The organism is Haloarcula sp. CBA1122, assembly GCF_009741785.1.
Lineage (GTDB): Archaea > Halobacteriota > Halobacteria > Halobacteriales > Haloarculaceae > Haloarcula > Haloarcula hispanica.
In genome coordinates this window covers 34642-48211 of record NZ_WPCB01000009.1, presented here as the reverse complement: position 1 = coordinate 48211, position 13570 = coordinate 34642, and the positions used below count along the sequence as shown (strand labels likewise).

The 13570-nt window shown below is 63.9% G+C and carries 16 protein-coding genes; 6 read left to right on the top strand and 10 right to left on the bottom strand.

Annotated elements, in window-relative coordinates; translation table 11 throughout:
- The first annotated feature begins 5 nt into the window (after positions 1-5).
- Together GJ630_RS05545 and GJ630_RS05540 are read left to right on the top strand one after the other, a co-directional pair.
- Complete coding sequence (locus tag GJ630_RS05545; RefSeq protein ID WP_191449522.1) at positions 6-1157, top strand: thiolase family protein; 1152 nt, start codon at positions 6-8, stop codon at positions 1155-1157.
- Positions 1154-1534, top strand: coding sequence for a Zn-ribbon domain-containing OB-fold protein (locus GJ630_RS05540; protein WP_023843261.1), 381 nt, complete (start codon positions 1154-1156; stop codon positions 1532-1534). The genes GJ630_RS05545 and GJ630_RS05540 overlap by 4 nt, the downstream gene beginning before the upstream one ends.
- Here the strand turns inward: GJ630_RS05540 and GJ630_RS05535 are convergent, their stop codons facing one another.
- The 3 genes from GJ630_RS05535 to GJ630_RS05525 all read right to left on the bottom strand — a co-directional run bounded on the left by GJ630_RS05535 (position 1535) and on the right by GJ630_RS05525 (position 2878).
- Positions 1535-1675 carry a hypothetical protein gene (locus GJ630_RS05535; protein ID WP_014040361.1) on the bottom strand — a complete coding sequence of 47 codons (141 nt, stop codon included), beginning with the start codon at positions 1673-1675 and terminating at the stop codon, positions 1535-1537.
- A 59-nt stretch (positions 1676-1734) separates the two neighbouring features.
- Positions 1735-2214, bottom strand: coding sequence for an HTH domain-containing protein (locus GJ630_RS05530; RefSeq protein ID WP_064288060.1), 480 nt, complete (start codon positions 2212-2214; stop codon positions 1735-1737).
- A gap of 79 nt (positions 2215-2293) precedes the next feature.
- Positions 2294-2878 (bottom strand): hypothetical protein, encoded by a 585-nt coding sequence (locus tag GJ630_RS05525; RefSeq protein ID WP_014040359.1) that lies wholly within the window; start codon positions 2876-2878, stop codon positions 2294-2296.
- Between the two features lie 148 nt (positions 2879-3026).
- Here GJ630_RS05525 and GJ630_RS19455 point away from each other — a divergent pair, with 148 nt between their 5' ends.
- Entirely contained in the window at positions 3027-3176 is a 150-nt protein-coding gene (locus GJ630_RS19455; RefSeq protein WP_004961340.1) for a hypothetical protein, read from the top strand.
- A 135-nt stretch (positions 3177-3311) separates the two neighbouring features.
- Here the strand turns inward: GJ630_RS19455 and dpsA are convergent, their stop codons facing one another.
- Positions 3312-3845, bottom strand: a complete 534-nt coding sequence (dpsA, locus tag GJ630_RS05520) for a DNA starvation/stationary phase protection protein DpsA (protein WP_008309164.1) — start codon at positions 3843-3845, stop codon at positions 3312-3314.
- A gap of 177 nt (positions 3846-4022) precedes the next feature.
- Positions 4023-4412 carry a hypothetical protein gene (locus tag GJ630_RS05515; protein ID WP_014040357.1) on the bottom strand — a complete coding sequence of 130 codons (390 nt, stop codon included), beginning with the start codon at positions 4410-4412 and terminating at the stop codon, positions 4023-4025.
- Positions 4413-4545: 133 nt separating this feature from the next.
- Between GJ630_RS05515 and acs the strand changes: the two genes are divergently transcribed.
- Both acs and GJ630_RS05505 read left to right on the top strand, forming a co-directional pair.
- The gene (acs, locus tag GJ630_RS05510) at positions 4546-6651 is read left to right on the top strand and encodes an acetate--CoA ligase alpha subunit (protein ID WP_191449521.1); all 2106 of its coding nucleotides are present in this window, start codon (positions 4546-4548) and stop codon (positions 6649-6651) included.
- On the top strand, positions 6648-7724 hold the full coding sequence (locus GJ630_RS05505; protein ID WP_014040355.1) for a phosphotransacetylase family protein: 1077 nt from the start codon (positions 6648-6650) through the stop codon (positions 7722-7724). Before acs ends, GJ630_RS05505 begins: the two co-directional genes overlap by 4 nt.
- A gap of 198 nt (positions 7725-7922) precedes the next feature.
- Here GJ630_RS05505 and bioD read toward each other — a convergent pair whose 3' ends face one another.
- From bioD to bioB, 4 genes are read right to left on the bottom strand one after another with little or no spacing between them, the layout of a single operon-like run.
- Complete coding sequence (gene bioD, locus GJ630_RS05500) at positions 7923-8657, bottom strand: dethiobiotin synthase (protein ID WP_014040354.1); 735 nt, start codon at positions 8655-8657, stop codon at positions 7923-7925.
- The gene (locus tag GJ630_RS05495) at positions 8654-9856 is read right to left on the bottom strand and encodes an 8-amino-7-oxononanoate synthase (protein ID WP_014040353.1); all 1203 of its coding nucleotides are present in this window, start codon (positions 9854-9856) and stop codon (positions 8654-8656) included. The genes bioD and GJ630_RS05495 overlap by 4 nt, the downstream gene beginning before the upstream one ends.
- A 21-nt stretch (positions 9857-9877) precedes the next feature.
- Entirely contained in the window at positions 9878-10981 is a 1104-nt protein-coding gene (locus tag GJ630_RS05490) for a hypothetical protein (protein ID WP_064288057.1), read from the bottom strand.
- Positions 10982-10983: 2 nt separating this feature from the next.
- Positions 10984-12099 (bottom strand): biotin synthase BioB, encoded by a 1116-nt coding sequence (gene bioB, locus GJ630_RS05485; protein ID WP_371727030.1) that lies wholly within the window; start codon positions 12097-12099, stop codon positions 10984-10986.
- 105 nt (positions 12100-12204) lie between these two features.
- Between bioB and GJ630_RS05480 the strand changes: the two genes are divergently transcribed.
- Positions 12205-13020: a heme-copper oxidase subunit III gene (locus GJ630_RS05480; RefSeq protein ID WP_050038061.1), complete on the top strand. Its 816-nt coding sequence runs from the start codon at positions 12205-12207 to the stop codon at positions 13018-13020.
- A 22-nt stretch (positions 13021-13042) separates the two neighbouring features.
- On the opposite strand, the gene GJ630_RS05475 is transcribed toward GJ630_RS05480, so the two are convergent.
- Positions 13043-13567, bottom strand: coding sequence for a hypothetical protein (locus GJ630_RS05475; RefSeq protein ID WP_191449520.1), 525 nt, complete (start codon positions 13565-13567; stop codon positions 13043-13045).
- Positions 13568-13570 lie beyond the last annotated feature (3 nt).

Here is a 13570-nt window from a genome sequence, read left to right as displayed (position 1 = left end):
CAGGTATGGGAGTCGCAGTAATCGGCGCGTCAATGACGAAATTCGGGCAACGCGACGCCTGGATCCGCGAGTTGCTCTCGCAGGCGGGCGAGGAATGCCTCACGGACGCCGGCGTTGCACCCGACGACGTAGAGCACCTGTACGTCTCGAACATGGCCAGTGGCGAGTTCGAAGGGCAGACGGGAATCATGAATCTGCTGGCCCACGACCTGGGAGTGCTTCCGGCCTACAGCGAACGGGTCGACCAGACCTCTTCCTCGGGCGGAGCAGGCATCTACGAGGCCTGGCAGTCCGTCGCCAGCGGGGCCAGCGATATGACGCTGTTAGTCGGCGGGGAGAAAATGACTCACAAGACGACGGGCCAGGCGACCGACATCATCGCCTCGATTACCCACCCCGACGAGTACAAGCACGGCGTGACGCTCCCGTCCTTTGCCGGGATGACCGCCCGGCACTATCTGGAGCGGTTCGACGCTCCTCGGGAGTCGCTCGCCCGGGTCGCGGTCAAGAACCATCGAAACGGCGTGGACAACCCCAAGGCGCAGTTCCAGACGGAGATCACGATGGAGAAAGCGCTCGAGTCACCCATCATCGCGGACCCGCTGCGTCTGTATGACTTCTGTCCGATCACGGACGGCAGCGCCGCGCTCATGTTCACCACAGAGGAGCGCGCCAAAGAGATAACCGACGAGTACGCCCTCGTCTCCGGCATCGGTGGGGCGACCGACACCCACGTCGTCCACGAGCGCGACGACCCGACGGTCATGGGCGGGGTCGTCGAGTCGAGCAAACAAGCCTACGAGATGTCGGGGCTCACTCCCGAGGATCTGGATGTGGCGGAGCTACACGACATGTTCACCATTCTTGAGTTCCTCCAGCTAGAGGGTATCGGCGTCGCCGAGCAAGGGACGGCCTGGGAGCTGGCGATGGACGGTGCCACTGCCAAGGACGGCGACCTGCCGATCAACACCTCCGGGGGGCTCAAGTCCAAGGGCCATCCGCTGGGGGCAAGCGGTGTCGCGCAGGGCGTCGAAATCTACGAACAGCTCGTCGGCGAGGCCGGGCCGCGACAGGTCGACGCCGACACCGCACTGGCGTGTAACGTCGGCGGCTTTGGCAACTGTGTCATCACCACCATCATGGAGGCCGCAGAATGACGCTGGAAGCAGGCATGTGCGCAAACGGTCACGTCTCGTACCCCACCCATCCGCTGTGTCCGGAGTGTGGCGAACCACAGGACGCGACGTTCGACCTCGCGGACCGGACCGGCGAAGTGGTCACTTGGACCCACTCGACGGCGACGCCGCCGGGCGTCCGCGAGCCAAACACGCTGGCTATCGTTGAGTTCGACATAACGGACGTCTCCGATGCGAGCGACGAGTTCGTCCGCGCGCTCGGGCAGGTGACCACGGACGAGGTCGAAACAGGTGACACGGTCGAACCCGTCTACGTCGAGGAACTCCGCGACCCCGACGCGGGCATCAAAGTGCCCGAGAGTCAGGACTGGGACGGCTACCGCTGGGACCCGGTCTGATCAGCTCTCCTCACCCTGTCGGATAATCCGACCGTCTGTCGTCGGCGAAATCGTCCCCTGTTCCTCGATAGTGTTGCTGACGAGGTCGGAGAGGAGTGCGTCCTCGTTCGACGAGACGAGGACAGTTGCGTCGCTGAGCATGCTGTACCCGTCGGCGCCGCCGAAGACGACGTAGAAGCCGCGAACAGAACGTGAGTGCGCTATACGGTCGAAACCGTTGTCGAATAGGTGTCGGGAAGGGCCCCCGTCTCAGCCAGCTCGGCGATACACTCTTCGACGGACTCAGTTCGGCCTCTGTCGGCGAAGGGGGCAACCTGTACGAGGTCACCGCTCTCGTAGACTGCGAGGCAGACGGCCGGCATGACGAGTTCGCGGCGCTTCTCGCCCGTCGTCGAACTGTAACAGAGCCGGGTGTCGAAAAACGGCGCGAGGCAGACACCAGCCTCGCGGGCCCACTCCGCAAACTCGTTGTACAGGTCCCGCTCAGGTCCGTTACCGGAGCCCTGCAGCGGCACGCGCTTCTCCCACTCGACTGTGTCGACGTCGTCGAGTACGCCACGGCACACCAGCTCCTGTAGCTCACGTTCGATAGCGGTACAGCGTTTCTGTGACAGCGCTGGGAGGTCAGACCGGACGAACAGGGTCGCCCGACGACTGCCCGGAGCAGTAGAGCTGGACATCGGTATTCGTACCTAGCTCTGTGACATAATAAATCATTATGTTTCCAGGAGTGAAAATCTCACACTACGCTGAAGTTCTTTACTCCTCGTCGCTCCCCTCTCCGTCTTCGGGACCGGTGTCGTCCCTGTCTGGACCTTCGATATCGTCCTTTATCGACCGTAGTTCGGCGTCTACGTCCACTGGGACGTCAGTAACCTGGTCGGAGTCGACCTCCTCGCTCACCCCTGGTTCATTGGCTAATCTATCCTGGATCTGGCCACGCAATTGTTGGGCTTCCTGAATAAGCTCGCGGGCCTCTTCATCTTCCGGTGTCCCTTCGACAGCCTGCTGGAGGTCGGTCAACGCACCGTCGAGGCGAGAGAGCGTGGCCCGACTCAGATCACTCGCACGCTGTCGCACCTCATCCGAGGCGGACCCGGTCGATGTCGGCCGCCCTTCGGCCATTCGGAGGGCTCGACGGAGTATCTTCAGCGCCTCGATGTTGGTCTTCAACACCAGAATGACCGCAGGAATGGTCACGTCGCTGGTGAACCGGAGGAGTTCGCTCGGTGTCGGCGGCCGCGGCAGGCCGCTGTCGGTCGTAGGCTCGACCTCCGTCTCTAGCTCCTGCAGCGTCGTAACGAGGTCCGTAATCAGGGCGGAAAGGTCGTCGTCCGAGCTCATACCTCTCTCTTGTCGCCTCGGGTACTAAAGGCCGCGCCGTGTGGCCGGCCGGTTTCGTGTCGTCTCTGCCCCCGGTGTGGGGGCTGGCAGCCACAGATGATTAGGCCAACCAAAATCCTTTTAGCTTTAGGGGTGCCTAACTCAGGTAATGCCATCACAGACGGACGATGTCGAGACCTCCGAGGACCGCCCGGACGTTGCAGCACTGGACAGCGGTGCTGACAGAACCGTGTTTACCGAAGACGGGAACCGAGACGGTTGGATTTCGACCGACGTCACCGTCGACCTTCGACGGTAGTCCGTTCGTCCGCGCCGCGTTTCTCTTTCCTCTGACTCCTGAGTTACCTTCTTCACAGGCGGGTCTCTCCACGATCTGAACTGGGTAGCGACGCTACCAGTAACAGAAAATTCGGCAGAAGGCGGTGGGCCGACGTTAGTCCAAGACGAGCGTGTCGTCTTCGAGGTAGTGCTCGATGTGGTGTGCGTCTTCCTCGGTCTGCACGATGATTTCCCGGAGGATCTGCGCCGTCGCGTGGTCACCGAGGTTCTCCGCGAGGTCGATGTGATCACGGAGCGACTCGATGATGTCGCCGTACATCTCGAGGTCGTTTTCGAGCGACGTCCGGATGTCGTACACGTCCTGCCCTTCCGGTTCTACCGACGCGTGCTCTTCCTGTGCCTTGCCGCCAGCGACGGGCGTGCCACCGAGGGCCTGAGCCCGCTCCGCGAGTTCGTCGGCTGCCTCTTCGGCGTTGCCGGCGGCGTCGCCGAGGAACAGGTGGAGGTCGCGGAACTCTGCACCCTCGACGTTCCAGTGGTGCTTCTTGACCTGATGGTACAGCGTGTACGTGTCCGCCAAGTCCTGATTCAGCGCGTTGATTACCTGCTCGGACTTCTCCTTGTCGAGGCGGAGTTCGTTCTCTTCGACTTCCCCGAACTCGCGTCGGACGTGCTCTTGTGTTGCCATAGTCATCTTATTGTACAGGGGGAAGCCACTTAAAGATTGTTTTGTGAAAATATGTTTTCGGGAACCCAAAAAATATGTTCTAAGATAGAATGGCTGGTTACCTGAACAGAAATATTATCCGCTGATACCAACCCTCGCTCGAGTCAGCACTCTGCGCTTGAAACAAAAGGGATAGGACTACTCCGACAACGGCCGGGAAACGACGAGTGCAACGGCGTCCTCGTCGATACCGCTGCTGTCGACCGCTGTTTCACGGAGGACTTGCTCCTGATGGACCGCGACGACTGCGGCGAGGAGGTAGTCGTCCAGACCGAGATGTGCGCCGTACTCTTCCCAGACAGTTTCTCTGACCGCCATAAAGAACGTCTCGGGCGTGCGACGTAGCACTGCGTCGTCGAATCGCTTTCGCCACTCGTAAACGAGGTCCTCGACACCGGGATTGTCACGCATCGTTTGCTGGTGGTCAGCGAGCGCGGTTCGCAACTGTTCCTCGTCGACGCTGTTTGCTCTTGCGACTCCACGGACCACTTCGTCGTCGAACGGTGCTAAGAGCGCTGCGTCAGTCATCGGACGCCGCTACGGGGGTGACGAACAAAAACACCGTCACACCGAAATCGCGGTAATGAATCGTCTAGATTCCCGCTCGCTGGGAGTTCCCCACACCTATATTCGGGCCCCCCTGTAACCACCAGGTAGAGGCATGGGACGATTATCGACGTTGTTTGCGCCGGAACGTGTCGCAGTGGTCGGGGCGACCGATTCGGAGGGGTCCGTCGGTCACGCGGTCACCACGAACCTGCTCGATTCGTTTGCAGGGGAGGTCGTGGCCGTAAACCCGAACAAAGAGACAGTGCTTGGATTGCCGTGTTACGACAACCTCGCCGGCCTGGAAGACCCCGGGTCGGTCGACGTGGCTGTCGTCGTCGTGCCGCCGACGGTGGCGGTCGACGTTATCGAGAACGCCGGGGAAGCGGGTATCGAAAACGTGGTCGTCATCACCGCTGGCTTCGGTGAGACCGGCAGTGATGGGGCCGAACGCGAGCAGCGGCTCCGCGAGGCGGCCCGCAAATACGACCTGAATCTGGTCGGCCCGAACAGCCTCGGCGTAATGTCGACCCCTGTTGGGCTCAATGCCACCTTCGGCAATGAGATGGCCAGCGATGGCGACATCTCCTTTATGAGCCAGTCGGGCGCGTTCATCACCGCCGTGCTGGACTGGGCCGCCGAGCGCGATGTCGGCTTCAAAGACATCGTCTCACTCGGGAACAAAGCGGTGCTAGACGAGAGCGATTTCGTCGCCGAGTGGGGCGACGACCCCGATACCGACGTCATTCTGGGCTATCTGGAGGACATCAACGACGGGTCGTCGTTCGTACAGACAGCCCGTGAAGTGACACAGGACACGCCGATTGTTCTGGTCAAGTCCGGCCGCACGGACGCGGGTGCGAGCGCGGCGGCCTCCCACACCGGTGCGATGGCCGGGTCGGAGCGGGCCTACGAGGCCGGCCTCGACAAGGCCGGAACGCTCCGCGTCGAATCCGTACAGGAACTGTTCGACTACGCCCAGATTCTCGCCGGCCAGCCGCTCCCGGACGGAGACGAAATCGCTATCGTCACGAACGCCGGCGGCCCCGGCGTGATGACGACCGACGCCGTCGGCGACTCGGACCTGCAACTCGCGCAGTTCGGCGACGAGACGTTCTCCCGACTCCGCGAAGAGATGCCTGATGAGGCCAACATCTACAACCCGGTCGACATTATCGGCGATGCTCCCGCCGAGCGCTTCGAGACAGCCCTCGAAACAGTCCTTGCGGACGACAACGTTTCGATGGCCGTCGTCGTCGCCTGTCCGACCGCAGTGCTTTCCTTCGAGGAACTCTCGGAACGCGTCGTCGAACAGCAAGAGCGGTTCAAAAAACCCGTCGCGGCGACGCTGATGGGTGGGAAGTCCGTCGACGCCGGTGCGAACGTCCTGAGCGAAGCCGGCGTGCCGAACTACTTCGATCCGGCCCGCGCCGTCGGGAGTCTGGACGCTCTCAGACGCTATCGGGAGATCAGGACGACCGAGTACGAGGAGCCGACGACGTTCGACGTGGACCGCGAGCGGGCCCGCGAGATACTCGAATCCGGTGCCCGGCGCGGGTCGAACCGGCTCGGCGTGGAAGCGATGGAACTGCTCGACGCGTACGGGATTCCGACACCGCAGGGCGATGTCGTCTCCTCGCCCGTCGAAGCGGAGGCTATCGCCGAGGAAATCGGCGACGACGTGGTGATGAAAATCGTCAGCCCGGACATCCTGCACAAGTCAGACATCGGCGGTGTCGAGGTCGGTGTCCCCGTCGAAGACGTCCGGGACACCTACGAGGACCTCGTCGTCAGAGCGCGCAACTATCAGGAGGATGCGACAATTCTCGGCGTTCAGGTACAGGAGATGGTCGACCTCGACAACGGCGTCGAGACGATCCTCGGGATGAACCGCGACCCGCAGTTCGGGCCGCTGCTGTTGTTCGGCCTCGGCGGGATTTTCGTCGAGGTGCTCGAAGACAACACTGTCAGTGTCGCCCCCGTCAGCGAGACCGAGGCGAAAGGGATGCTCGACGACATCGACTCCGCACCGCTGTTGCGCGGTGCGAGAGGCCGCGACCCCGTCGACGAAGCGACGCTGGTCGAAACCATCCAGCGGCTCTCGCAGCTCGTCACTGACTTCCCCGCTATCGTCGAACTGGACATCAACCCCCTCGTCGCGACGCCCGACGGGGTGCAGGCGGTCGACCTGCGACTCACCCTCGACCAGGAGAAACTATGACCGACACGAACACGCTACTCGTCACGTCACTGGAGGAAGGTATCGGCAAGACGGCTATCACGCTCGCGCTAGCGACGCGTGCCCACGACGCGGGCTACGACGTCGGCTACATGAAGCCCAAGGGGACGCGCCTGCGGAGCGCGGTCGGCAAGACGCGAGACGAGGACCCGATGCTCGCCCGCGAACTGCTCGATCTGGAGACCGACCTCCACGACATGGAACCCATCGTCTACTCGCCGACGTTCATCCAGGAAGCCATCCGCGGGCGTGAGGACCCGGATGACCTCCGCAAGCGACTGCAAGAGGGCATCGAGACGTGTTCTGACGGGACCGACCTGCTCCTCGTCGAGGGGAGTAGCGACCTGACGACCGGCAGTATCGTCGACCTCACAGACATCGATATCGCGGAACTGCTCGACGCCCGCGTGCTGTTAGTCACCGGCTACGATACGCCCAGTGATACGGACGAGATTTTGTCCGCGGCCCGGGCGATCGGTGATCGACTCGACGGCGTCCTGTTCAACGGCGTCACCGACGCGACGGTGGACGAACTCGCCGACGACGTGGTTCCGTTCCTCGAAGGCGAGGGGATTCCAGTCCACGGCATTCTGCCGCGTGACCGCTCGCTCGCCGGCGTCACCGTTGCCGACCTCGCCCGGAACCTCGGCGCGGACATCCTCACTGGCGATGCCAACACCGACGTCCACGTCGAGCGGTTCAGCGTCGGCGCGATGAGCGGGAGCAGCGCACTCGAACGCTTCCGGCGGACGCGCGATGCCGTCGTCGTCACCGGCGGCGACCGCTCGGAGGTCCAGACCGCTGCTCTCGAAGCGTCCGGTATCAAGGCGCTACTCCTCACGGGTGGGTTCCAGCCCCCCAGTGCGGTCATCGGACAGGCGGCCGAGAAAAACGTCCCAGTGCTGTCAGTCCAATCGGACACGCGGACGACGATAGACAGGGTCGAGGAGGTGCTCCGGACCGGCCAGACACGCAACGAGGCAACAGTCGACCGTATGCAGTCGCTACTGGACGACGGTGTCGATATCGAGGCGCTGCTGTCAATCGATCTGTAGTACCGTCGTTTCGGCTGGGCGTTAGTCCGTTCCTAACGGAACATGGCCCCGCGCTAGGGCGAAACCTCCACATGAAACGTGCCTTACTATTTTAGTGGTTGGTAGTCAAGTATCAGATGGAGCCTTACCGGCTCCGTAGTGTCACACGACGGGGTTTTGCCCCCGTTCTATCCCCTTTGCTCGGCCACGTATGGACAGCTACTGGTCGATAGCTGGCCGTACCACCGACCGCGGGAGATCTGTGCTGATCCCCGAAATCACGCTGTCTGACGACTCGACGTCCAGCGGCGGAACGGGCCAGACGGAGCACCCGGTCATCCGTTCGATGACCGACGGATTCGTCCGCTCTGCGGTCGTCGCGCCTTCGTACTCGTTGAGAACGACACCGACGACTGGCACATCTCTCTGGCGGAGCGCTCGGACCGTCAACGCCGTGTGATTGAGCGTCCCGAGGCCCGAGCGGGCGACGACCAGCGCGGGAAGCCCGATATCCGAAACGAGGTCGATGATCTCCCGACCGTCCGCGAGTGGGACGCGCAGGCCACCGATACCCTCGACGACAGCCGTCTCGCTTCCTGCCACGACATCGGCGACTCCGTCGCGGATCGACTCGTAAGAAAGCGTGACATCGTCATCTGCTTCTCTTGCGGCCACTTCCGGTGCCAGCGGTGGCGACAACCGCTTCAGACAGACCGCGGCCTCGGTCGCACCGCAGACGGACTCGACGAACGCCGCGTCGTCGTCCGGCGGATATCCGGTCTGGCAGGGCTTGACGGCGACTGCCTCCGTACCCGCGTCCCGTAGCCAGCCCGTCAGCCCGGCAGTCACGACCGTCTTGCCGACGCCGGTGTCGGTGCCGACGACAAACACGCCGTCCTCCGCGATGCGGCCAGTCCCGCGGTCAAGGCCCGAATCCTCGCTCGTATCGCTCATAGCACGCCCACCTCTGTACCGGCGGTTCGGAAGGCGTCGAGACACTGCGCGATGTCGTCGGCGGTGTGTGTCGCCATCGGCGCGACCCGGATACGAGAGGTGCCCTCGGGCACTGTCGGCGGTCGGATCGCAGGCGCGACGATACCGTGGTCGCGGAGTCTGTCGGCCAGTTCCAGCGCGTCCCCGCGGTCACCGACGACGACTGGGAGGATATGCGTCTCGCCGAGCACCTCGTAGCCCATCGTCTCCAGTCCGTCCCGGAGCGTGGCCACAGTGTCCCAGAGTTCCGCCGCGCGGTCGGTCTCGCGAGCGATTCGCAGCGCTTCGCGGGCCGCCGCGGCGTTCGGTGGGGATAGCCCCGTCGAGAAGACGAACGACCGCGCGGCGTTCAGCAGATACTCGATAAGCACCTCGTCGCCAGCGATATAGCCGCCCTGGCTCGCCAATGCCTTCGAGAGCGTACCCAACTGCACATCGACGCGGTCGCTCAGCCCCTCGCGCTGGACGACACCGCCGCCGGTGTCGCCGAACAGCCCGGTCGCGTGCGCCTCGTCGATCATCAACCACGCGCCGTACTCGTCGACGGCGTCACAGATGGCCGATAGCGGCGCGATGTCTCCGTCCATCGAGAACACGGAGTCTGTGACGACGAGCCACTGTTCGTCTCCGCCGACATCGGCCGCTCGCGTGTCCATCTTTGCTCGCAAGTCGTCCGGGTCACAGTGGTCGTAGACGACTGTCTCGCTGGCTCCGACGCGACAGCCGTCGATAATCGAGGCGTGGTTCAGCTCGTCTGAAAAGACAATGTCTGGTGACAGCGCGTCGATAGTCCCGATGTTGGCCGCGTAGCCTGACGAGAACACCAACGCTCGCTCGGCCCCTTTCGAGGCTGCGAGGTCGCGTTCCAGCGCCCGGTGGACCTGCGTGTCGCCGGTGACCAGCCGCGAAGCCCCCGCGCCGGTGCCGACGGTCCGTGCGCCCAGTTCCGCCGCTCGCTGGACCCGGCTGTCGTCGGCCAGCCCGAGGTAGTTGTTCGAGGCGAAGACGACGGCTTCGTCGCCGAACTCCGGTGGTTCGCCTTTCGGGTCGTCGGCAAAGCGGGTCCGAGCCGAGACGGATTCGGCGACTTCCAGATGCCGGCGGAGGTTCTGTGCGTCACGCTGTTCGAGTCGGTCGTTCAAATCGAAGCCGTGTGTCATGAAAAGGGGAATCAGACGGTCTCAGAAGCCGGGCATCAGATCGGCGGGGCCGAACACGCCGTAGTGCCCGGCGCGGTTGTTCCGGACGCCGGCTTTCAGGTAGCCAAGCGCCGGGCCGTTGACGTTGGCCTCCATGCTGGTCACGTCGTCCAGTTCGAAGGTGTTCGTCCCCGTCTCCCCGTCGAATGTCGTGCCAGTCACGCTGACCGTCGTGGTGGTCGGTTTCTCGTCGGAGCGAACGTCGAGGACGCCGCCGACGTGGACGTCCTCGGCGTCACAGATGCCGGCCCGCTCCAGCAGCACGTCGTCGGCGTGTTCCATGTCGTGGAACTCCAGCACGCCGTCGTGCTCGTCGATGAGTGCCTCGATTTCGGCTTCGCTCATCTCCCTGGCCGTCTCGATGTCGTAGCCGTCGAGATGGGCGATGTCTTCCCGGACCGTCCCCCGGTTGTCCTCGTAGCCGGACTTGAGGCCGACGCCCCACCAGATCTCGACCTCCTCGACTTCGACGAAGGACTGGGCGGCGAGTGCCGCCGCGCCGGTGAGGAAGCCGGGGGTCGCGCCGGCCCCGCAGACGAACGTGATGCCGGACTCTTTCAGCAGGTCCTCGCGGTCGTCGAGCATGCCGATGACTCGGGAGCGTTTGAGCACGTCGATCATGACGCCCTCGTAGTCGGCCTCGGCGAAGCGCTCAGCCACGCGCGGGATGAAGTCGTGTTCGAGGTTCGGGAGCGCCAACAGCACGGCGTCGATAGCGTCGCTCTCGGCGATGATGTCGTCGATAGGTGTCTCCGTGGGTTCGCCCTGTTCGCTGGCGACGATACCGGACTGATCGCCATGTTGTTTGACGCCGCCACCCTCGACTGCGGCCGCCCCGCCGTCCGAGGCGTAGTCGTCCGTGGGTGCCGCGGGGGTCGAGTCGGATGCGTGTTCCGCCGGCCCACTCGCGATATTGCCTTCCGTCGCCGCCAGCAGTTCGTCTACGTCGAGGCCATCGTGGTCGAGAGCCACGCCGTTGCGGTCACAGGCCGCGACGGCGGTGAGGCCGTCCTTGTGCTGTGAGACTTCGAGCGTCCGCCGTCCGATACCACCGGTTCCAAGCACTGCAAAGTGTATGTCGTCCATTGTCAGTCGTCGGATTTGAGCTCTGATTTGGTCTGTGCTGTCCCTGCCGCCGTCTCGGTTTCCGTCTCGTCGGCCGCGCGTTCTTTGACCGCCTCGGGGTCGAACTCGTTTGCTTCGGTGTTTGGTTCAAGCCCAGCCTCCGCCATGATTTCGAGGTCGTCGGCCGCCGTCTGTCCCTCGGTAGTGAGATAATCACCAGTGAGGATGCCGTCAGCACCGGCCTCCAGCGCGGCCACCTGTCCATCTGTGTCGAGATTGACCTCGCGTCCGCCGGTGAGGCGCACCCGGGACTCGGGGTGGAGCAGGCGGTACACCGCGATGGTCTTGACGACCTCCTCGGTCGTGATATCGGGCAGCCCCTGTTCGGCCATGGGGGTCCCAGCGACCGGATTCAGGATGTTGACCGGGAGCGAGGAGATGCCGATGTCCTGCAGGGCCATCGCCGCGTCGACTCTATCGGTCGGGGACTCGCCCATCCCCAGGATGACACCGGCACAGAGGTCCATACCGGCGTCCTTGGCGACCCGGAGCGTCTCGACCCGCTTCTCGAAGGTGTGGGTCTGGACGACCTCCGGGAAATACCGGGGAGAGGTCTCGATATTGTGATTGTAGTGGTTGAGTCCTTCATCAGCCAGAATCGCGGCCTCCTCCTCGGTCAGAATGCCGAGGCTCGCGTCGACCTCCACGTCCGTCTCGTCGCGGACGAGGCGGATGGCTTCGAGGACTTCCTCCCACTCCTCGGGGCGGTTCTCCTTCGAGACGCCCTTCTCGGCGACGACGATACCGAACCGCTGTGCACCGTCGCGTTCGGCGCGCTTTGCGGCCTCCAGTATCTTCTCGGGGCCGAGAAAGCCGTAGTTGTCGATGCCGGTGTCGAAGTGGACTGACTGGGCACAGAAGCCACAGTCCTCCGCGCAGTTCCCGGCTTTGGCGTTTACGATCGAACACGCGTCGACGGTGTCGTCACCCAGTTGCGTGCGCACGTAGTCGGCCCCGGCCGCCAGGTCGTCGACCGGCTGTGCGATGAGAGCCAGTCCGTCCCGTCGGTCGAGGCGTTCGCCGTCCAGCACGCGTGCGACAGCGTCGTCTACCGTTTGGTTGCCCGTCTCGTAAACCACATTCTCGCTGTCGGTTGACGGTCTGATAAAGATTCGGGTGGGTCCCGCAACCGACACACAGATCGCGGGGGTACCGTTTTACCGGACCCACTGCTACGCGTTCACATGGCTGGCTCGACGGAGACAGCAACTGAACACGCCACCGACGATGGCCACGAACACCGGAGTCGGTGGCCCCTAATAGCTGCAATCGGTGCTGCGTCGCTGTACCTGGGCGTCGGATTGGTGTTTGTCGGGCTCGACCTGGTCCCGTCCGTGGTCCCAGTTGTACTCGGCGGCGCTGGTGCGGTTGGCTTGCTGGCCGGACTCGCCGGATGGGCCAACGAGGCGTTCATCGCCGATTACGTCCGGAACCGCAGGGACAGCGATTCCGACCTGTACGCCACGACGATGATTCTGTTTCTCGTCTCAGACGTGGCGACGTTCTCGGCGGGCTTCGTCTACTACGCCTTCATCCGGACCGGCTCGTGGCCGCCAGCCCACCTCCCACCGTTGCTTGGCTCGCTGGTGGTCATCAATACGGTGCTACTGCTCGCCAGCAGCGTGACGCTCCACTACGGGCACGAGGCGCTCGAAGGCGGGAACCGGCGGCGGTTCCTGGGCCTGCTCGGGGTGACGCTCGCGCTCGGCGTCGTCTTCCTCGCCGGACAGGTGTACGAGTACTACGAGTTCGTCGCCGTCGATGGATTCAGCATCGGCTCCGGCGCGTTCGGGAGCGCGTTCTACGGCCTGACCGGCCTCCACGGCCTCCACGTCGCCCTCGGCGTGCTCCTGCTCGCTATCGCCTTCGCTCGTGCGCTCCGGGGCCATTACGCACCCGAACGCGACACCGCCATCCGGACCACGTCGCTGTACTGGCACTTCGTCGACCTCGTGTGGGTGTTCCTCGTCGTCGTGCTGTACGTCGGCGCTGCGCTCTGAGCGAACACCGAGCGAGGGACCGCTACTCTGACCGGCCGGCCCGCTGTTCCAACCGCACCAGCCGCCGGTACAGCGGCGGGGCCAGGACGCCGAGGAACCCGAGCGCGATGGCGAACACCCCCAGCGGGAACTGTAGCGGCGCGGCCGCAAAGCAGGTGTTCTCGGCGACGAGGGTCACGTAGTACTGCTCGCCCTCGTAGGTGACGAGAGCCCCGCGGCGGAAGGCGTCGGCGTTGGGCACGTCACCCACGACCTGCTCCTCACCGACCGGGTCGTCTACGACCGTCAGGAACGCCGTCTGTTCGTCCGAGGAGAGGTCGTCGAAGGCCAACTGCGGAAGCCGCGGTCCCGGCTCGTCCCCGCCGAACCGCTCCGCCGTTGCTTCGGGTGATTCGACACCGATGGTCGGGTTCCCGCAGTTCTCCAGGTCCGGCTCGATAATCGCGTAGCCGCCGGGCACGGCTCCGGCGATACCGACCGCGATGAGCAAGACGCCGACGAAGGGCGCGAGATACTGAAAGACGAACGAATCAGCGCCGTCGCTCATCTG